This is a genomic window from Rhizobium sp. Leaf453 (assembly GCF_001425605.1).
Lineage (GTDB): Bacteria > Pseudomonadota > Alphaproteobacteria > Rhizobiales > Rhizobiaceae > Pararhizobium.
In genome coordinates, this window is record NZ_LMRG01000030.1 from 108850 (window position 1) to 126872 (window position 18023).

Annotated in this window: 17 protein-coding genes and 1 pseudogene; 11 read left to right on the forward strand and 7 right to left on the reverse strand. The window is 59.5% G+C overall.

The window, feature by feature from the left end; translation table 11 throughout:
* Nucleotides 1–81: 81 nt before the first annotated feature.
* The 5 genes and pseudogenes from ASG68_RS28340 to ASG68_RS28360 all read right to left on the reverse strand — a co-directional run bounded on the left by ASG68_RS28340 (nucleotide 82) and on the right by ASG68_RS28360 (nucleotide 4382).
* Nucleotides 82–423 (reverse strand): ArsR/SmtB family transcription factor, encoded by a 342-nt coding sequence (locus tag ASG68_RS28340; protein WP_062576876.1) that lies wholly within the window; start codon nucleotides 421–423, stop codon nucleotides 82–84.
* A gap of 119 nt (nucleotides 424–542) precedes the next feature.
* Nucleotides 543–1287, reverse strand: a pseudogene (locus tag ASG68_RS28345) (HugZ family protein).
* A gap of 82 nt (nucleotides 1288–1369) precedes the next feature.
* A complete protein-coding gene (choV, locus tag ASG68_RS28350) occupies nucleotides 1370–2422 on the reverse strand; it encodes a choline ABC transporter ATP-binding protein (protein ID WP_062576878.1) in 1053 nt (350 codons plus the stop codon).
* Nucleotides 2419–3294, reverse strand: a complete 876-nt coding sequence (gene choW / locus ASG68_RS28355) for a choline ABC transporter permease subunit (protein ID WP_062576880.1) — start codon at nucleotides 3292–3294, stop codon at nucleotides 2419–2421. Before choW ends, choV begins: the two co-directional genes overlap by 4 nt.
* 140 nt (nucleotides 3295–3434) lie before the next feature.
* A complete protein-coding gene (locus ASG68_RS28360; protein WP_062576882.1) occupies nucleotides 3435–4382 on the reverse strand; it encodes a choline ABC transporter substrate-binding protein in 948 nt (315 codons plus the stop codon).
* Nucleotides 4383–4626: 244 nt separating this feature from the next.
* On the opposite strand from ASG68_RS28360, the gene ASG68_RS28365 reads away from it, so the two are divergent.
* The 11 genes from ASG68_RS28365 to ASG68_RS28415 all read left to right on the forward strand — a co-directional run bounded on the left by ASG68_RS28365 (nucleotide 4627) and on the right by ASG68_RS28415 (nucleotide 16141).
* Entirely contained in the window at nucleotides 4627–5208 is a 582-nt protein-coding gene (locus tag ASG68_RS28365) for a thymidine kinase (protein WP_062576885.1), read from the forward strand.
* Nucleotides 5209–5276: 68 nt separating this feature from the next.
* A complete protein-coding gene (locus ASG68_RS28370; protein ID WP_062576886.1) occupies nucleotides 5277–5660 on the forward strand; it encodes a c-type cytochrome in 384 nt (127 codons plus the stop codon).
* A gap of 163 nt (nucleotides 5661–5823) precedes the next feature.
* Entirely contained in the window at nucleotides 5824–6903 is a 1080-nt protein-coding gene (locus tag ASG68_RS28375) for a hypothetical protein (protein ID WP_062576888.1), read from the forward strand.
* Nucleotides 6904–7111: 208 nt separating this feature from the next.
* Nucleotides 7112–8260: a hypothetical protein gene (locus ASG68_RS28380; RefSeq protein ID WP_062576890.1), complete on the forward strand. Its 1149-nt coding sequence runs from the start codon at nucleotides 7112–7114 to the stop codon at nucleotides 8258–8260.
* Between the two features lie 4 nt (nucleotides 8261–8264).
* Nucleotides 8265–10181 (forward strand): AAA family ATPase, encoded by a 1917-nt coding sequence (locus ASG68_RS28385; RefSeq protein WP_062576891.1) that lies wholly within the window; start codon nucleotides 8265–8267, stop codon nucleotides 10179–10181.
* Nucleotides 10182–10235: 54 nt separating this feature from the next.
* Nucleotides 10236–10496 carry a type II toxin-antitoxin system RelE family toxin gene (locus ASG68_RS28390; RefSeq protein WP_062576893.1) on the forward strand — a complete coding sequence of 87 codons (261 nt, stop codon included), beginning with the start codon at nucleotides 10236–10238 and terminating at the stop codon, nucleotides 10494–10496.
* Complete coding sequence (locus ASG68_RS28395) at nucleotides 10493–10909, forward strand: helix-turn-helix domain-containing protein (protein WP_062576895.1); 417 nt, start codon at nucleotides 10493–10495, stop codon at nucleotides 10907–10909. Before ASG68_RS28390 ends, ASG68_RS28395 begins: the two co-directional genes overlap by 4 nt.
* Before the next feature lie 24 nt (nucleotides 10910–10933).
* A complete protein-coding gene (locus ASG68_RS28400) occupies nucleotides 10934–12235 on the forward strand; it encodes a DUF6638 family protein (RefSeq protein ID WP_062576897.1) in 1302 nt (433 codons plus the stop codon).
* Nucleotides 12228–13376, forward strand: a complete 1149-nt coding sequence (locus ASG68_RS28405; protein WP_062576898.1) for a DUF2333 family protein — start codon at nucleotides 12228–12230, stop codon at nucleotides 13374–13376. The genes ASG68_RS28400 and ASG68_RS28405 overlap by 8 nt, the downstream gene beginning before the upstream one ends.
* A 12-nt stretch (nucleotides 13377–13388) precedes the next feature.
* Nucleotides 13389–14309 (forward strand): hypothetical protein, encoded by a 921-nt coding sequence (locus ASG68_RS28410; RefSeq protein WP_062576900.1) that lies wholly within the window; start codon nucleotides 13389–13391, stop codon nucleotides 14307–14309.
* A gap of 152 nt (nucleotides 14310–14461) precedes the next feature.
* Nucleotides 14462–16141 carry a formate--tetrahydrofolate ligase gene (locus ASG68_RS28415; RefSeq protein WP_062576902.1) on the forward strand — a complete coding sequence of 560 codons (1680 nt, stop codon included), beginning with the start codon at nucleotides 14462–14464 and terminating at the stop codon, nucleotides 16139–16141.
* Between the two features lie 269 nt (nucleotides 16142–16410).
* Here ASG68_RS28415 and ASG68_RS28420 read toward each other — a convergent pair whose 3' ends face one another.
* Nucleotides 16411–16920, reverse strand: coding sequence for a DUF1993 family protein (locus tag ASG68_RS28420; RefSeq protein ID WP_062576903.1), 510 nt, complete (start codon nucleotides 16918–16920; stop codon nucleotides 16411–16413).
* Nucleotides 16921–17049: 129 nt separating this feature from the next.
* Complete coding sequence (locus tag ASG68_RS28425; protein ID WP_062576905.1) at nucleotides 17050–17910, reverse strand: extensin family protein; 861 nt, start codon at nucleotides 17908–17910, stop codon at nucleotides 17050–17052.
* Nucleotides 17911–18023: the final 113 nt, after the last annotated feature.

An 18023-nucleotide genomic window follows, 5' to 3' on the forward strand; every position in this document is an offset into this window, starting at 1 on the left:
GCGTCAGTGATCGGCGATCGAAAAAAAATTATTTTTTGAAGAGATTACGGACGGGGGCCGGCGAGCGGCCCCGGTCAGGGATCAGGCCGTACGGCGCTGGGCGAGCTTTTCAGCCGCGGCAGGTTCTTCGCCGTAGATATCTTTCAATGTTTTCAGCACTTTCAGCACTGCATCCGACGAGCTCGAATAGTAGATCGTCTGAGCGTCGCGACGGGTGGTGACCAGATTCTGGGCACGCAATTTCGACAAATGTTGCGACAGGGCAGACTGGCTGAGGCCGACCTGGTTTGCCAAGGCGCCAACTGCCATTTCCTCGTTCACCAGTGAACTGAGAATCAGCAGGCGCTTGGGGTTTGCCATGGCCGACAGAAACTCCGCAGCTATTTCAGCCTTGTCGTGTTTCTGAGGGGAAATCGTTTGCATTCGGTACTCCATGCGAAGATCACATCACGCTTGGTTATGATTGTGAGTAAGGGATAATTAGGCGTGATGAATAAAAGGACAACTACCCACTGCAAGAATTCGGGGTAGTTGAGGAGGGGTTAACCGTAAAGTTTAACGAGCATTGACCGTAACTCCCCCGCAGATTGCAGCGGATGATCGTATTCCAGCCGCTTCAACTGATCCTTCAACGACAGATCGACACCACCCGCATCAAGCCCCGTGATTCGCCAGCCGGAGCCCTTTTGCCGCGCAATAGTTCTGGGCGTAACGGCTCGCTGCATCGGCGTGATCCGTGTTCATGTGATCGATCGCGCGGGCCTCCATTGCCGCAATGTCGGCGATCGCAGGCGAACCGATCAGCAGGTCGGCACCCTCCAGCACATAGGCGCGGCCGAAGCCGCCGTTCAGGCTGGCACGCTGGGGAGACAGGCGGAAGAAAGCAAAATCAGGAAAGTCGACATAGAGTTGTGACTTTGGATGACGGCGGACGAAACGCCCGCGGATGCGTGCATGCGCGTCACTGTCACGGGCGACCTTTCCCGCAAGGCATTGAACTGTCAGGCGCGCATGGGCGAGGGGATCACCCTTGCCGATCTCGCCCGTCAGCAGCGAGCAGCGGCTGTCCGCGGTCAAAGCCTGCGTGTGGGTCGAGAGTGCGGAAACAAGAATGACCGGAGTGCCGTCGGTATCGATCCCCAGCAGAACCCGGCTGACGAACGGAAACCCGTCGCTTGCCGGCTCGATGACGGCGATGGAGGCACTGCGGGCCGAGCGCAGGGTAATGCGGGCGAGCTTGCGCGCCTCGTCATCGGTGTCACGCAGGACGGAAGGTTTGTCGGCCATCGGCTTGCCTCGTTGTTCAATGCAAGACGCCCGGGATGGTGTTGCCCGGGCGTCATTTATTGAGGCTTCGAGGTTGTCTTGGTCAAGTGGTTCTGTTGCGGTGCCGCGTCAGGCCTTCGACAACATTCTGGGCATTGATGGTGCCGACGATGGCACCGTTGTCGACGACACCGATGCTGCCGGGTTGCCGCGACATGGCGTCGAGGATATCGATCAGCGGCGTGGTCGGCTTGGCGGTTGCCGAGACGCCGACGGCGCTGTCGGTGCGGTTGACGCCCTGGCTCATCACATCCATCGCCGTCAGCATGGTGATCGGGTTCATGTGCTGGACGAAATCGGCGACATACTGGTTGGCCGGGTTCTTGACGATGTCCTGAGGCGTGCCGCACTGGATGATACGGCCACCTTCCATGATGGCAATGCGGTTGCCGATGCGGAAGGCTTCATCGAGATCGTGGCTGACGAACAGAATGGTCTTCTTCAGGCGGCGCTGGAACTCGAGAAGCTCGTCCTGCAGGCGCGTGCGGATCAGCGGGTCGAGTGCCGAAAAGGGTTCGTCCATCAACAGGATGGGAGCGCCTGTCGCAAACGCGCGGGCGAGGCCGACACGCTGCTGCATGCCGCCGGAAAGCTCCTTCACCTGTCGTCCGGCCCACTTGGTCAGATTGACCAGTTCCAACTGCTCGGCAACGCGGGCCTTGCGCTCATTGTCCGGCACGCCGGCCAGTTCCAGCCCGAAACCGACATTGTCTTCCACCGTACGCCACGGCAGCAGCGCGAACTGCTGGAACACCATGGAGACATCGTGCATGCGGAAATCGCGCAGCGATTTCGCCGATGTCTTGTAGGGATTGATCGAGCCATGCCGGGTCTTGACCTCGACTTCGCCGCGCACCACCGGGGCAAGCCCATTGACGGCGCGCAACAAGGTCGATTTGCCTGAGCCGGACAGGCCCATCAGGACGAGGATTTCACCCTCTTGAATGGACAGCGACGCATTGGCGACACCGAGCACGAGGCCGGTTGCGGCGCCGATCTCGTCGCGGCTCTTGCCCTGATCGACCATGGCGATGGCGGCGTCGGGCTTGTTGCCGAAGATGATATCGACATTCTTGAAAACGACGGCATCGGTCATGCGCCTTCTCCTTCATCGGACGAGCGGAACAGGCGGTCGAGAATGATTGCGAGCACGACGATGCAGAGACCGGCTTCGAAGCCCATGGAGATGTTGACGGTGTTCAGCGCGCGCACCACCGGTACGCCGAGACCCTTTGCACCGACCAGCGCGGCGATGACCACCATCGACAGCGACAACATGATCGTCTGCGTCAGGCCGGCCATGATCTGCGGCATGGCGAACGGCAGTTCGATCTTGCGCAGCACCTGCGACGGCGTCGCGCCGAAGGAGACGGCCGCCTCGACCAACGAGGGCGGCGTGGAGATGATGCCGAGGCGGGTGAGGCGGATCGGCGCCGGGATTGCGAAGATCACGGTGGCGATCAGGCCGGGAACCATGCCGAGGCCGAAGAGGATGAGTGCCGGGATCAGGTAGACGAAGGTCGGGATCGTCTGCATCAGGTCGAGCGCCGGGCGCAGGATCGCATAGAACCAGGGCCGCCGCGCCGCCGCGATGCCCAGTGGAACGCCGACCAGCATGCTGACGCCGGTCGCGGCAAGCACAAGCGCAAGCGTTTCCGTCGTTTCCTTCCAGAACCCCTGATTGACGATCAGCAGCAGCCCGAGACAGGTGAAGACAGCGACCCCGATGGAGCGGCGGAAATACCAGGCGAGGCCGGTCACGAGCAGGATCAGGGCGAGGGCATAGGCGAGCTTGCCGCCGGGGCTCGAAATGAAGGGACCCTGCAGCACGAACAGCACCGCATCGATACCGGCCTGCAGAACCACTTTCAGGAAGTCGAACAGGCCCTTGCCGTTGGTCGTCAGCCAGGTGACGACGGCCTTGGCCCATGGGCCAATCGGAATCTTTGTACTTGTCAGCCAATCCACGAAACGAAACCCGATTTCAGTGTTGATGGAAAATCAGCGCGCGGGCAAAGCGGTGCCCGCCGCGGACGCGGATGCAATAAGGGACGGATCACGGGTGGATGGTTCCACCCGTGTCGATGTCAGTTGCCTTGCGATGATCCTTAGAGGCCGAGCGCCGTCTTGACCGCACCGGCGGCATCGCCACCGTCCTTGGTCGTCACTCCAGCGAGCCACGGATCGATCGCAGTCGGATTGGCCTTCAGCCATTCGGTGGCTGCGGCTTCCGGATCCTTGCCGTCATTGAGAATCTTGCCCATGATCTCGTTTTCCATCGGAAGCGAGAACTTGAGGTTTGTGAGCAGCTTGCCGACATTCGGGCATTCGGTCGTGTAGCCGGCGCGCACATTGGTGAACACGGTGGCGCCACCGAAATTCGCGCCGAAGATATCATCGCCACCCGACAGGTAGGTCAGCTTGAAATTGGCGTTCATCGGATGCGGCTCCCAGCCGAGGAAGACCACGGGGGCCTTGTCCGTTTCGGCGCGCGCCACTTCGGCCAGCATGCCCTGCTCGGACGATTCGACCACTTCGAAGCCCTTGAGGCCGAACGTGTCCTTGTCGACCATGTCGATGATCAGGCGGTTGCCGTCATTGCCGGGCTCGATGCCGTAGATCTTGCTGCCCAGTTCGTCCTTGTGGGCTGCGATATCCTTGAAATCCTTGATGCCGAGCTCGGCGCCCTTGGCGTTGGTTGCCAGCGTGTACTTGGCGCCCTCGAGATTTGGGCCGAAGGATTCAACCGACTTGTCGTCGAGGAAGGGGCGAACATCGTTTTCCTGGGTCGGCATCCAGTTGCCGAGGAAAACGTCGATGTCCTTGTTTTTCAGGGACTGGTAGGTGACCGGAACGGACAGGACGGTCGTTTCGGTCTGGTAGCCGAGGCCCTTGAGAATGGTGCTGACGGTGGCTGTGGTTGCGGTGATGTCGGTCCAGCCGACGTCGGAGAAACGGACGGTGCCGCAGTTTTCCGGCTCGGCGGCCTGAACGGATGTCAATGCGCACAGCGATACGGCTGCGGTCAGCATGAATTTCAGTGTCAGTCTGGTCATCGTTGTTATTCCCCTGCCTTTTGATTTTTAGCCAATCACCAAATGTCCGCCAGTTCAAGCGCCCTGATGTTGGCCCGAGTGTATTGAGACAATCGCCGGACACGCCCGCCTAAAACGACGTGAGATGTCGCATTGCTAATGTTCTGCCGATCGCTGTCGATTTTCTGTGACTTTCGCGCTCGCGCTCTGGTCTTCCTCGCCCGGTCTGTTCATGAACAACCAGCAGCATACAGAAGAGGACGCAATGGCAAAACTGTATTTCAGCTACGCCACGATGAATGCCGGCAAATCGACGATGCTCCTGCAGGCGTCCTATAACTATCGCGAACGCGGCATGCGGACGGTGATCCTGATCGCGGCCTTCGATGACAGGGCGGGCAAGGGGCGTGTGTCTTCGCGGATCGGCCTTTCGGATGATGGTATCGCCTTCAAGCATGAAGATGACCTCTATACGCTGGTCGAGCGCATGCATGCCGAAGACCCAATCGCCTGCGTTTTCGTCGATGAGGCCCAGTTCCTTGGTTCCGACCAGGTCTGGCAGCTTGCGCGCGTCGCCGACCGGATTGGCATTCCGGTGATGGCCTATGGCTTGCGCACCGATTTCCAGGGCAAGCTTTTCCCGGGCTCCATGGCGCTGCTGGCGATCGCCGATGAAATGCGCGAAGTCCGCACGATCTGCCATTGCGGCCGCAAAGCGACGATGGTGGCGCGGCTCGATCCCGCGGGCAACATCGTGCGTGAGGGCGCGCAGGTCGATGTCGGTGGCAACGAGAAATACGTCGTCTATTGCCGTCGCCATTGGGACGACAAGATGAACGAAGGCTGAGCCGGGCTATCGCGTGAGCCCCGCTCCGTGCCATGATGGGAACCGCACTGTCTGTCGCAGGAGTTCGCATGCCATCCCGCCTCGTTTTGATCAGTCTTTTTCTCTGTCTTGGAACCGGCTTCGCCCATGCGGCCGGCGATGCGGCGGCCGGCGTGCAAGTCTTCAAGAAATGCGGCGCCTGTCACACCGCAACCGAACCCACGAACCGCGTGGGGCCAAGCCTGATGGGTGTTGTGGGCCGTCCGGTCGCGACGTTTCCGGACTATTCCTATTCGAGCGCGATGGCGGATTTCGGCGCTGACGGCAAGGTCTGGGACGAGGATCGGTTGTCCGAATATCTCTTGAGCCCGAAGGCCATGGTTCCCGGCACGAAGATGAGTTTTGCCGGGCTGAAAAAGCCGCAGGACATCGAAAATGTCATCGCCTATTTGAAATCGATGGCTACGAATTAGTCCTGTTTTCATCTTCGGCCGGGCGGCCGGTATGGTACAAAATTGAAAATCGGCAGGTGGGGCTTGAGCTTCACCTTGCCGCTCCCATTATATAAGCTGATGTCACGACTGAATAATTGGGCTGCGCGATGCGTTAGCATCGGAGCAACAGGGGGAAAAGCCGATGGCGACACTTCAGAATTTTGAGAGCGAAATCGAAAAGACCCGCGGGATCGTCGAGCAGATGCGCGGCAAGATGAACCAGTCTGCGGTCGTGCTCGACCAGTTCGCCAAGTCCGACACCAAACTTGGCGACGCCAATTTCGATATCGAGAATGCCCGTATTCAGGACGTCATCAACCAGCAGAAGGTGATGGAAGGCAATATCGCCGACCTGATCATCGGCCTGGAAGACGCGACTAACGCCTTCGGCTCCGAATTCGAGAGCATGAAGAGCTTCACGGGCTACGAGAAATTCATCGGCATCTTTTCCAAGCAGAGCGCGCAGCGCATGCGCACGGACCGCGTCCGCAACATGTCTCTGGCCGGCAACCTGCAGGAACTGCTGGCCAAATCCGATACGATCGTCGGCATCCTGAAGGAACAGAAGAGCGTCCTCGACCAGCGCTACAAGACCTCCGAGGCCAGCCTTCTGCAGGTGATCGAGCGCCGCAAGGGGACGATGGCCAATCTGCAGGAAACGCAGAAGCGGATCGAGGAACTGAACCCGCTGCTGATGGACATCGAAAACAAGATCGCCGCCTCGACCGACCAGATTTCCCGCACGCAGCTCGAGGGCGAGCGTTCGGTTCTGGCGACCGAATACAACGAGAAGCAGGCGAAGGAACAGGAACTGCTGGCCGAGAGCCAGACCTACGAGCGCTATACCTCGATGTTCCAGACCTTCGTGGACAGTCTCAACAACCAGATCGCCGCGCAGAACACGCTGATCAACAAGCTGACCATCGATACCGAACAGCGCATCGTGCTCTACAAGGCGCTGGAAGATTCGTTGAAGACGGCGGCGCAGCAGGACGTGGCGCACAAGATCAACACACTCGGCAGCCAGGTCGATACCGCGGCTGAGGAGACCATGGCCGGCATCGGCTCCGCCTCGCAGCGCCATATCGGCGATCTTCTCGAGATGCACGAGAAGAACATGCTCTCCACCCAGGACATCCAGCGCCGCAAGAAGCTCGCCGACGACGCCTTCGCGCGGAGATTCCAGGCTGTTATGGACAAGCACAATTACGTGAAGCAGTGATCTGCATGTCTACCGCTGAAATAAATGACTTCCGCGCTTGCGGCGGCTTACCCCCCTCTGTCGGCGACGCCGACATCTCCCCCTTAAGGGGGGAGATGAGCCGCGGGCCTAGGAGTCATAAGGGAACACAACCATCTCCCCCCTTAAGGGGGAGATGTCACGCAGTGACAGAGGGGGCTAAGCGTCCTCAAACGCTGAGCGTTTCCCCATGAACGCCGCATCCGAAGGCACAGTCGGCCAGTATTTCGCTTCGATCCGCGCTGCACTCGGTGGGCTCGAAATCTTTCTGGGCGACCGCAATTCGCCGCTCTACAAGAACACGGTCGTCGGCGAAGTGATCGTGCCCTACCTGGCGCGGCTGAAGGCGTCGTTTTCCTGCTGGGAAAACCGGATCGGCTTTATCGAGCAGTTTCGCATTTCCCGCGCGGAAAGCGGATTTCCGGTGTTCCAGAATGTGCTGGAGCTGGAAAACGACCGGCAATCGGCGGAAAAGCGCCTGTCCGGCATTCCCGTTGCCGATGCTCTGCGCCAGGAAATGGCCGACTTCATCCTGAGGCAGAAGGCGTTTCCCGCTGCATTGCAATCGCGTATGGCCGAGCGCCTTTATCTGGAGCAGATCGGCAAGGGTGACATCTTCTCGCCGTTCATCATGCCGGAGACAGTGCGTGTCGCGGTCAATCCGAAGACCATGCGGCCATATTACATTGTCTGCTGGGGCGCGTTCGATGGCGCCAGTACGTTGCCGATGGTGTACATGGCAACAATCGAGGATTCATCGGAAAAGATCGCCAAGATGCTGGTTACGCCGGATGGCAAGCTGAATCCCGAGGTCGATATTCCGCTGCCGATCGGCGGCCTCCTCAATCCGGAATTTGCCAGCCGGTTCGATGATTTCGCGCTGAAGAACAGCGCCTATTCGCTGACGCCGGTGACGATCGCCACCAATCTCGACCGGGATTTTCCGGAACTGCGGCCCAAGCAGTTGCGCCGCCTCGTGCTCGGGCCGTTCTATTCCGCCGGGATTACCGAGAACAATGCCAAGATCAACGATATCCTCTCCAAGGTGCGCAAGCCCGAAAACGCCTGGGTTCTGACCTGGACGGTGCAGGAGGTCTTTTCCAAGGCCGAACGTCCGGCACAGCGCGGCTTCTGGTCATCGACGCCGCCGAGCGAGGAATTCCATATCGATACCGACAATCTGGAAGCGACGCGCATGGGCGTGAGTTCCTATGAAAAACATGCGCTGGTGCCGCACGAGGCCTATCAGGCGCTCTATGCATCCGGTGATGTCGCCCAGATTTTCGGTGACTACAAGGTGCATGTGATATCCGGCAACCAGGTCATCAGCGAGGTGTGAGACCATGTCCCTGAATGCGGGTTTGACGACGTTGCACGAAGACGACATAGCCAAGCATCAGGCGGTCGCGCAGGGTCTGGTCACACGGCTCATCATCCTGGAGGCGGATGATCCCTCAAGCGGGACGGCGATTGCCGGAACCGGCCGCCGCTTCGTTTCCACCGTTTCAACGGCGGGACAGCGGCGCACGCGCGAGGTGGAACTGGTCAAGACGATCCAGTCGGTGCGATCCGGTGACCCTCTCTTTTCGCCCGCCCAGCATGCGCTTCTCTATCGCGCTCGGCGCGGTGCGCAGGTCGCATTGGCTGTCGGCGATGTCTTTGTCCGCCAGACCAATCTCGAAGGCCTGCAATCGCGCAACGCGACGTCTCCCCTTTCGGGCGAGGACGCGACACAGTTCAAGGCATTGCTGTCAGCCTCTGCCTATGTCGCCGCATTCACCTTCGCGGCCTATCTCGCCGCCACCCTTGCCGGCCACAGCGAGCCGGTCGAGGACGGGACAGAACCGGATTTCCTGTTCGATACACCGCAGGACGCGCTCAAGGGGATGATTTCGGCACTGGACAAGACCATAACCGGTGCGCCCGACGATGCGGCGCTCACGAGCCGGGCGCGCGCTTTTGCGCGGCTTGCCCTCGAAGGGTTGATTGGCCGCAAGGCCCGCTTTACCGGGCTTTCGAGCTTCGAGAATGTCCATATCCGGCTCGACCAAGACGATTTTACGCTGGATGGTTTCGATGTTGCGCCGGGCCAGAAGCGCCAGCCGCTGGTGATGACCTTCAAGAAGCCGGAAGAAATCATCGGCAACCACATCGCCAAGTATCAGGCGCTGAAACTGTCGAAGATGCTGATGGCCTATGACTTCGAGCGGCAGATGAACCCGTTCGTCGAGCTTGGCGGTTTCCTGTTCACCTTCATCGGCGACGGCATGCCCGGCACTGGCAAGACCATCCTGATCCAGATGCTGGCCGGTCTGCTGAACGATTACTGCCAGATCGCCGGTTACGCCTTCCACTACGAGAATTTCGGCGTCGACCAGATTTCGTCCTATCAAGGCAAGTCCGGCCAGAACTGCAAGGCCTTCGTCAACAATGTCATCAATCCGAAGGCGATCGGTTTCGGCACCATTGATGATGTGGATCAGGTCGCAGCCAAGCGCTCGGACGACCGTGCATCCGCCGGCCAGCACGAGGTGACAGCGGTGCTGATGGAAAGCTTCGCCGGCGCCTCGACTGTGATCCGCGGCAACTGCACCTTCGGCATGTTCTCCAATTATCCGGAAAATGTCGACGATGCCCTGCGTCAGCGCGCCGGCGCCCGCTGGCTGGTCGACGGGCCGCAGTCGGAGGGCGATTACATCGATATCTTCGCGATGCTGGTCGGCAAGAACCACAAGATTCCGCTCGGCGAGCATCAACTGTTCGCAGCGCAGGAGATCAAGAAGGCGGTTTCGCAATCCTATGCCGAGCACGCCCGACCGAAGGAAGACGGCCTGCTTGCCGTCTGGGAGCGGCACGAGAAGGAGGAGGGCAAGATCGAGACGCTCGTTGATGTCGGCTCCTACCTGCACATGATCAAGGAGGCGGAGCCGCGTTTCACCGGCCGGGCGATCAAGAACATCACCGATGCGATCAAGATGCGTGCGATGGATGTCGAGCTTCCGGATGATTGGTTCGTCACGCCGCAAGCTTTCATGCACAAGAGCTACGACGAGAAGAAGGCCATGATCGAGGAATTGCGCGGCCCGATCACGCTCGAGATGGTCATGCAGGAGATCAACCGCTACGCCGACAGTGAATTCCGCTACACCGACAAGTCCGACGATGCCGCGGTGACCGAGATTATCCGGCGCGAGCGGCAGCGGGAGAAGGCTATTCGCGAGATCGAAGCGATGAAGGCGGATGGGCGGTGGCAGGGATAATTCGCTATCGGCGAATTTTCTTGCCGGAATTAGTTTTATCGGATTAGGATTATCATGCGCGTCATCTATGACAAGGAGGCCATCAAGGCCCTGACGCGGATGCCGGCGACCGATGCGAAGCGAATACGCCAGAAGATACAGCAATATGCCGAGGATCCCGCATCGCTCGCCAACAATGTCAAGAAACTGCAAGATATCGAATATTATCGTCTTCGGGTCGGCGATTGGCGTGTGATTTTCAGCGAGGACGGATTGGTAGTAGACGTCATCAAGATTGCCGGTCGCGGAGAGGTTTATAAGGGATTGAAGCCATGAACACGCCCGTTTCTTTCACAACGCCCAACGGCGAGGAGATGGTTGTCCTGAGCCGTAGCGATTATAACTTGCTCCTACAGCAGTCGGAACTTGTCGAGGACTTGGAGGACTTGCTCGCGGTCAAGGCTTATGAGGCGCGGGTAGCGGCAGGTGAAGAAGAGCGCGTGCCTGTCGAATTTGTCGATCGGCTCATTGACGGGGAACACCCGGTCCGGGTCTGGCGCGATTTTCGCGGGCTCTCCGCCAAGGACCTCGCGGCTGCCGCCGGTATCAGTACAGCCTACATTTCCGAGATCGAGACGGGCAAGAAGGAAGGCAGCATCTCCGTGCTCAAAGCGATTGCAAGGGTCCTTCGCCTAGACCTCGACGACGTGGTGCCGACACGCGATGAAGCGCCGTCTAAAGATGATTGATCAACGCAAAATCGCAGCAAACGCATGAAACGACTACTTGAAGCCGAACTCATCTATGGTCGCCTGCTCGAAATTTCCGAGCCGCACCTGATCGCACGTTACAACAAGGCGCTGCAGGGCTTGGGTCTGCGCCCGACATCTCTCTCATCGTTCCAGATCGACATGACAGGGTTTTCGCCCGAGATTGCCGATGAGCTTGGCGACCGCGATTATCTCGATCCAAACCGAGTCAACCGGCGCTTCATCATCATGACTCCGGGGCAGGAGGAGCTTCCTGTCGTCCATACCAGCTTTTCCAACACCGCCGCGCTGATGCATGAGTTCTTCTCCGCCAATGCGCGGGCGATCAATGCGGTGACGATCAAGGACGCACTCTACGGCGAGATCGAGGATTCCGTCTCCACGGTCAGCGATATCGACGATCTGCTGTCGATCAACGAGGTGCGGTTCCGGGTCATGTCGGCCGAAGACATGCTCGGCAAGGCGGCAGAGCTGCGGGCGCTGGTCGATCGGCTGAAGACTGTGCCGACCGCATGGTCCGACGACGCCATGCTGAACCGTATGGTCGAGCTTGCCAAGTTGACCGGCGACATCCGCGAAAATGCGCTGGTTCCGGACAAGCTGGTCTTTCGCCACGACGCCTTCTGGGCCAATCATTTCGGCGGCGTGTATGTCTTCCTCGATGAAAAGACGACGACGGTCATCTGCGATCCCTCGGTGCCGGGCTTTCGCCGGTCGCGTCCTTGGCAGGTGGGCTATATCAGCCTGTCGGACCCGCAGCGCATCTACGAATTCCTGGCGTCGACCAACCGGCTGCAACTCCCTCAGGCATCCTGGGTGGAAAGCTCGGGTCTCTACCAGCATCGCTGCGACATGATCCTGCGCAGCCTCATCAATACGGTCGACCCGACGACTGACATGGGTTCCGTCGACGCGATCTGGCTGCAGACCTGGATGCACCGCAATTCCGCGCGTGTTGCGGCAGATGGGGCCTATCCTTTCCTGCAGACCATGCTTCGTACCGTGCTTTCGTCGGGAACGATCAGGATGCAGGACGTGGCACCCGAACACCGCTTCTTGCTGGTCCGCGCCGCGCCGGATCACCCCGATCAATGGCTGACCAACCGGCTGATTTCACAGCTTGTGCCGCGTGATTTCGTCTCTCGCTTCGTCTTTGACAAGCAGGGCTTCTATGCGGCCTATGAACATTACAGTGAAAAGTTCAGGGAATATGTTGTGGCGACGCTGACCGGCACATATCTCAGGGACAAGGTGGCGTTCCGCAAACGCCTTTACGGGTTGAAGGAGGATAACAGCAATGCTTGATCCGATCGTCGCGTTTTTCCAGCGCATTTTCTCCGCGATCGGCCGCGGCATTGGCCTTGTGGTCTCCTGGATCCTCTATCCCTTCATCACGGTCGCCAACTGGTACCGGGCGCGTGCCTGGATCATCAAGGGACCGATCGGCATCGGCCTCGCGGTGCTTTTCAGCTTCTACTTCTATTTTGTCTGGCAGACGCAGGTCTGGACGGGCTTCGATCCTGATTATGTCAACAGCTACAACCTGAGCCAGCGCAAGCAGGATGCCGGTGTCGCGGCAACCGATACGAACACGACGGTGGCTGCCAACGAGGCGTCCGAGCCGGCGCCGAAGACCTGCGTCAAGTCGGCGGTGGTCGAGGTGACGGCCGATCTGATCGACCAGAACGTCAACAAGAATGCCTGGATTTCATCGATGCTGCTCTACAAGCTCGGCCTGTTCGGGCTGGACTGGGACAGCACGCCGTGGTTCGACAACAAGGCTTCCTTCCAGCGCGGGGTCAACCAGGCCGTGCGGCGCACCTCGGTCGAACTGGTCGATTCACTCGGCCGCGTCCGCGGAACGTCCGGCGTCAACGCCGACCTGCAGCGTGCGCGTGGCAACATCCAGTTCGATGAGGAGACCTGGTATTTCGGTTCTGACTCGCTGCTGCCGAAGACGCCGACGCCAAACTATTATCGCACGGCCCTGGAGGACCTGCGCAAGTTCAATGTTTCGCTCGAAGCCTGTGATGCGATTTTTGACGGCCGCTCCGACAACCTGATCGAATTCCTCGACCGCATTGCCAACGACATTGGCTCGACCTCGGCAATCATTCGCGAACGCTCGGAATTCCACAATGGCGGCTGGTTCGATACTCGGGCTGACGACCGGTTCTGGTTCGCGTATGGCCAGCTCTACGGCTATTACGGCATCCTCGCCGCTGCCGGTGCCGATTTTGACGCCGTTATCAAGGCGCGTGGTATCGATCCGATCTGGCAGGAAAGCATCAAGCAGCTTCGTGCCGCGCTGAATATTCAGCCGGCGATCATCTCGAACGGCCGCGAGGATGGCTGGATCATGCCGACACATCTGGCAACGATGGGCTTCTATATTCTCCGGGTTCGTTCGAATCTTGTTGAAATGCGCGATATTCTCGCGCGGTAAAGGGAGGGGACAGTGGGCCTGATGTTGCGGATGGCCACTGTTTTCCTGTTTTGCCTGACCGGTGGCGGTTGGGCATCGGCCGAAGAGAAACTGCGTCCACCGGCCGAGTTCGCGCCGATGGTCTTTTCCATCGTGCGCAGTGTGTCGGGTTGCGAGCCAAGCTGTCCCGAGTGGATTTTCGCGCAGGGGCAGATCGTTGCAGGTTCGCCTGCGGGCTTGAAGAAGATCCTGAAAACGGCCGGTAAGCGGCGCCTACCCATTCTTATTCAGTCGCCCGGCGGCGATGTCGATGCGGCCATTGCGATGGGGCGCATGATCCGTAAGCGCAAGCTCGATACCGGCGTCAGCGCCACTCGCTTCAGGGGATGCGAGCCAACCGATCCCGATTGCACGCTTGGACCGGAGGCGCGGGGTGTCTATTCCGGCACGGCGTTTTCAGGCGGTGCATTCTGCGCCTCTGCCTGTCCGCTGATGCTGGCCGGTGGTGTCACCCGTCTTGCCAGCCACTGGTCCTATGTCGGCGTGCATCAGGTGACGACGAGCTATAGCGAGACACGGGTCACCTACAAAACCCTGTACCGGATCGTGAATGGCAAGAAGAAAGTGGTGAAGAAGACTGTCGTCGGCCGCAAGCAGGGGCCGGTCCGGACCACCACCAAAATGAGCAAGGCCATTCGCAAGAAGCTGCTCGGATATTTCGCCGAAATGGGCGTTCAGGCATCGACGTTGGAGGCGATGCTGAGCACACCGCCGGAGGACATGCGCCATCTGCCGGAGGATGAATTGTTGCGGCTCGGCTTGATCACGCGCCTTGGGACCGCCGACATGCTGGTTGCCAGAGAACTTTGCAAGACCGCGCCGCCGGTATCCTCCTGCAGCATGATCACTGCCGTTGCCGGTGTACCGGCGATGACCGTTTCGCCGCATCCTTAGTCGCAATAAAGATACCCCCGTGTTGGTCTGTCGTTTCGAGCGCCTCAATTGTCGCTTTTGGTCTATCCGACGGCAAATTAGGATATGGAAAGTGGCGTCAATTCAGGCTCTTATGCTCCCAGAACAAAAAAGGTGGATGGGAGAGACACCAAATGGCCGACGTGAAGTCCGATATCGAAATTGCACGTGCAGCGAAGAAAAAGCCGATCCTCGAGGTTGGCGCAGGACTTGGAATTCCCCCGGAAGATCTTCTTCCCTACGGCCATGACAAGGCGAAAATCAGCGCCGATTTCATCGCCCGCCAGAAGAGCAAGAAGAATGGCCGTTTGATCCTGGTCACGGCGATCAACCCGACGCCGGCGGGCGAGGGCAAGACGACGACCACGGTGGGTCTCGGCGACGGCCTCAACCGCATCGGAAAGAAGGCAATCGTCTGCATCCGCGAGGCATCGCTTGGGCCCTGCTTCGGCGTCAAGGGCGGTGCGGCCGGTGGCGGCTATGCGCAGGTGGTGCCGATGGAGGACATCAACCTTCACTTCACCGGCGATTTTCACGCCATCACCTCGGCCCATAATCTGTTGTCGGCACTGATCGACAACCACATCTACTGGGGCAACGAACAGAATATCGATATCCGCCGCGTCGCCTGGCGCCGGGTCATGGACATGAACGATCGCGGGCTGCGCCAGATCGTCGGCTCGCTCGGCGGTGTTGCCAACGGTTTTCCGCGCGAGACGGGTTTTGATATAACCGTCGCTTCGGAGGTGATGGCGATCCTGTGTCTGTCGACCGACCTCAAGGATCTGGAAAAGCGGCTCGGCGATATCATCGTCGGCTACCGGCGTGACAAGACCCCGGTGTTTGCCCGCGACATCAAGGCGGATGGCGCCATGACGGTGCTGCTCAAGGACGCCATGCAGCCAAACCTCGTGCAGACGCTGGAGAACAATCCGGCCTTTGTCCACGGCGGGCCGTTCGCCAATATCGCCCATGGATGCAATTCGGTAGTGGCCACGACGACAGCGCTGAAGCTCGCCGATTATGTCGTGACGGAAGCGGGTTTCGGCGCCGATCTCGGCGCGGAGAAATTCTTCGACATCAAGTGCCGCAAGGCCGGGTTGAAGCCCGATGCGGCGGTCATTGTCGCGACGGCGCGCGCCATGAAGATGAATGGCGGGGTGAAGAAGGAAGACCTGGGCCAGGAGAACGTCGAGGCCGTCAAGAAAGGTTGCGCTAACCTTGGCCGTCATATCCAGAACGTGAAGAAGTTCGGCGTGCCGGTGGTCGTAGCGGTCAACCACTTCACGCTGGATACGGAAGCGGAAATTCAGGCGATCAAGGATTTCGTCGCCACGCTCGGCGCCGAGGCGATCCTGTGCAAACACTGGGCGCAGGGGTCGGCGGGGATCGAGGATCTGGCCCATAAGGTAGTGGAACTGGCGGAAAACGGCCGCTCGCAGTTCTCGCCGCTCTATCCCGACGATATGCCGCTGTTCAAGAAGATCGAAACGATCGCCAAGGACATCTATCATGCCGGCGAGGTGATCGCCGACAAATCGGTGCGCGACCAGTTGAAGACATGGGAGGAGCAGGGCTACGGCCATTTGCCGATCTGCATGGCGAAAACCCAGTATTCGTTCTCGACCGACCCCAACTTGCGCGGCGCACCGAGCGGTCATACCGTCCCGGTCCGCGAGGTTCGCCTGTCGGCTGGCGCAGGGTTTATCGTGGTCATCACCGGCGAGATCATGACCATGCCGGGCCTGCCCAAAGTGCCGTCGTCGGAGAAGATTTACCTCAACGCGGACGGGTTTATCGAAGGGCTGTTCTGAAGCGGGGGCAGGCGCCGCGGACTCTTTCGTGGCCTCCGCATTCTCTCCCATGCTCGCCCTCGTGGCGAGCATCCAGCGACCCGACGTCCGTCGGGTCGAAAGACTTTTTTCGCCCAAGGTTTTGGGCGGCTGGATTCCCGTGACAGGCACGGGAATGACGGAGGTTTTGGATGCCGCTAAACGTCGCGGCCGCTTTCAGTGTCGGAACCGGTTTTCACCCGTTTGAAGGGGATTGCGGCCCCTTCCATTCATCGAGAAACCTGCTGGCCTTAGCTGTAAGCGCCCAGATAATCGGCCTTGCCGACCGCGACGCCTTGGTTGCGCAGGATGTCGTGGGTTGTCGTGACGTGGAAGAAGAAGTTCGGGATGGCAAATTTCAGCATGTAGTCGTCACCGGTGAAGCTGAACTTCACCTTGCCGAAATTGACATTCACTTCCCGCTCATCGCTCTTTTCAAGATCGGACGGCTTCACGGTTTCCAGAAATGCGATCGTCTTGGCGATGCGCTCGCGTAGCTCGGGAAAGGTCTTTTCCTCATCCGGAAAGCTCGGCACGGCAATGTCGCTCAGCCGGCCGATGGTGTTTTTCGAGGTGTCGCTGACCCGCTGAACCTGACCGGACAGGGCCAGCATGTCCGGGGCGAGACGGGCATTGAACAGGTCGTCGAGCGGGATCTTGCGCTCGGCGGCATGCGACTCCGCCTTGTCGAGAAGGCTGGCTAGAATGTTGAGGCCGCGAATAAAGACCGGCACGGAGAGCTTGTACATGGAAACGGGCATGAAACATTCCTTGTGAACAGGCGAGCACGGAAGCCCGGCATGCGATGCAAATGGGGTGCGGCTTTGCCTCCGGCAAGACGGCGGAGGCGACGGCCACGAAGTATTCTAGAATCTATGCGGACTCTGTGATCAGCGGCAATAGCGGTATCCGCCCTTGCGTTCGATCACGTCGAAATGTAGATGGTTTTCATGGGCTTCGTCGCTGCCAGGATCGAGCACTGTTTCGAAATAGAGGCAGCCTGTGGCCGTCACTGCGCGCTGGAAGGCCCCGGCCAATGTCGAGTCTTCGTCGCGCGGCTGGATTTCGATCGATTTTCCGCTCTTGAACGTAAAGGAGGCGATATCGATGGCATTGCCGCGGGCGTGCTCGGAGATTTTCCCGGTCTTGGCGTTGTTGCGCAGGCGGCAGACATAGCTGGACGCCTGGTTGATCGTCGTCAGCGGTCCTTCCTCTTCGAGCGCGGCCTTGGCCGCAGGCAGCACCGCATCCTTCGTCCACCGCGCCAGTTCCAATGCCGTTTCGCAGCGCATCGTGCCTTCGGGCTTCAGCGTGATGCCCGGAAGCACGGTGGTGACGGTCAATGGCTTGTCGATGCCGCACCCCTTGCCGTCGTCAATCCGCTTGGTTTCCTCGAAGACGGCGCCAATGGCTTTCAGGTCGGCCAGGCAGGCGGTGTATTCCTTGCCGTCTTCCGGCTTGATCGTCAGCACAGGTTCGGGCTTTTCCACCGTGGCCTTGTCATCGGCGGGCGGAGCATCCTTCTTGTCTTCATCGGCCGGCGCCGGCTTTTCCTTGTCATCCTTAGCCGGCGCCGGTTCTGCCTTTGCAGGCATGTCCGTTTCTTCCTGTGCCTTTTCTTCCGGCTTTTCAGCCGGTACCGGGACTTCGACGGTCACTGGTTTTTTCTCGGGAAGGGGGCCTTTTTTGGGAAGGGCGGCGCTGGACAGGAGGAGGATGGAAACGAGCGAGAGGGCGATCCGAAACGACATGAACAGGCTCCGTTTTCTGCCGGAGATGGCAGGGGGTCGGTTCACAACGCTTTTGGACCGTGGTCGGTTGCATCCAAGCCTCCGGTCGGGCGTCATTCAAGGGCCAAGAGAGA

Bases quoted from the DNA above. Each gene is read 5' to 3' on its own strand.
- ASG68_RS28415 (WP_062576902.1), top strand. From the start codon at position 14,462: ATGGCCGACGTGAAGTCCGATATCGAAATTGCACGTGCAGCGAAGAAA.
- ASG68_RS28340 (WP_062576876.1), bottom strand. From the start codon at position 423: ATGCAAACGATTTCCCCTCAGAAACACGACAAGGCTGAAATAGCTGCG.
- ASG68_RS28420 (WP_062576903.1), bottom strand. From the start codon at position 16,920: ATGCCCGTTTCCATGTACAAGCTCTCCGTGCCGGTCTTTATTCGCGGC.
- ASG68_RS28400 (WP_062576897.1), top strand. From the start codon at position 10,934: ATGAAACGACTACTTGAAGCCGAACTCATCTATGGTCGCCTGCTCGAA.
- ASG68_RS28370 (WP_062576886.1), top strand. From the start codon at position 5,277: ATGCCATCCCGCCTCGTTTTGATCAGTCTTTTTCTCTGTCTTGGAACC.
- ASG68_RS28405 (WP_062576898.1), top strand. From the start codon at position 12,228: ATGCTTGATCCGATCGTCGCGTTTTTCCAGCGCATTTTCTCCGCGATC.
- ASG68_RS28390 (WP_062576893.1), top strand. From the start codon at position 10,236: ATGCGCGTCATCTATGACAAGGAGGCCATCAAGGCCCTGACGCGGATG.
- ASG68_RS28385 (WP_062576891.1), top strand. From the start codon at position 8,265: ATGTCCCTGAATGCGGGTTTGACGACGTTGCACGAAGACGACATAGCC.
- ASG68_RS28360 (WP_062576882.1), bottom strand. From the start codon at position 4,382: ATGACCAGACTGACACTGAAATTCATGCTGACCGCAGCCGTATCGCTG.
- ASG68_RS28375 (WP_062576888.1), top strand. From the start codon at position 5,824: ATGGCGACACTTCAGAATTTTGAGAGCGAAATCGAAAAGACCCGCGGG.
- ASG68_RS28365 (WP_062576885.1), top strand. From the start codon at position 4,627: ATGGCAAAACTGTATTTCAGCTACGCCACGATGAATGCCGGCAAATCG.
- ASG68_RS28425 (WP_062576905.1), bottom strand. From the start codon at position 17,910: ATGTCGTTTCGGATCGCCCTCTCGCTCGTTTCCATCCTCCTCCTGTCC.
- choV (WP_062576878.1), bottom strand. From the start codon at position 2,422: ATGACCGATGCCGTCGTTTTCAAGAATGTCGATATCATCTTCGGCAAC.
- ASG68_RS28395 (WP_062576895.1), top strand. From the start codon at position 10,493: ATGAACACGCCCGTTTCTTTCACAACGCCCAACGGCGAGGAGATGGTT.
- ASG68_RS28380 (WP_062576890.1), top strand. From the start codon at position 7,112: ATGAACGCCGCATCCGAAGGCACAGTCGGCCAGTATTTCGCTTCGATC.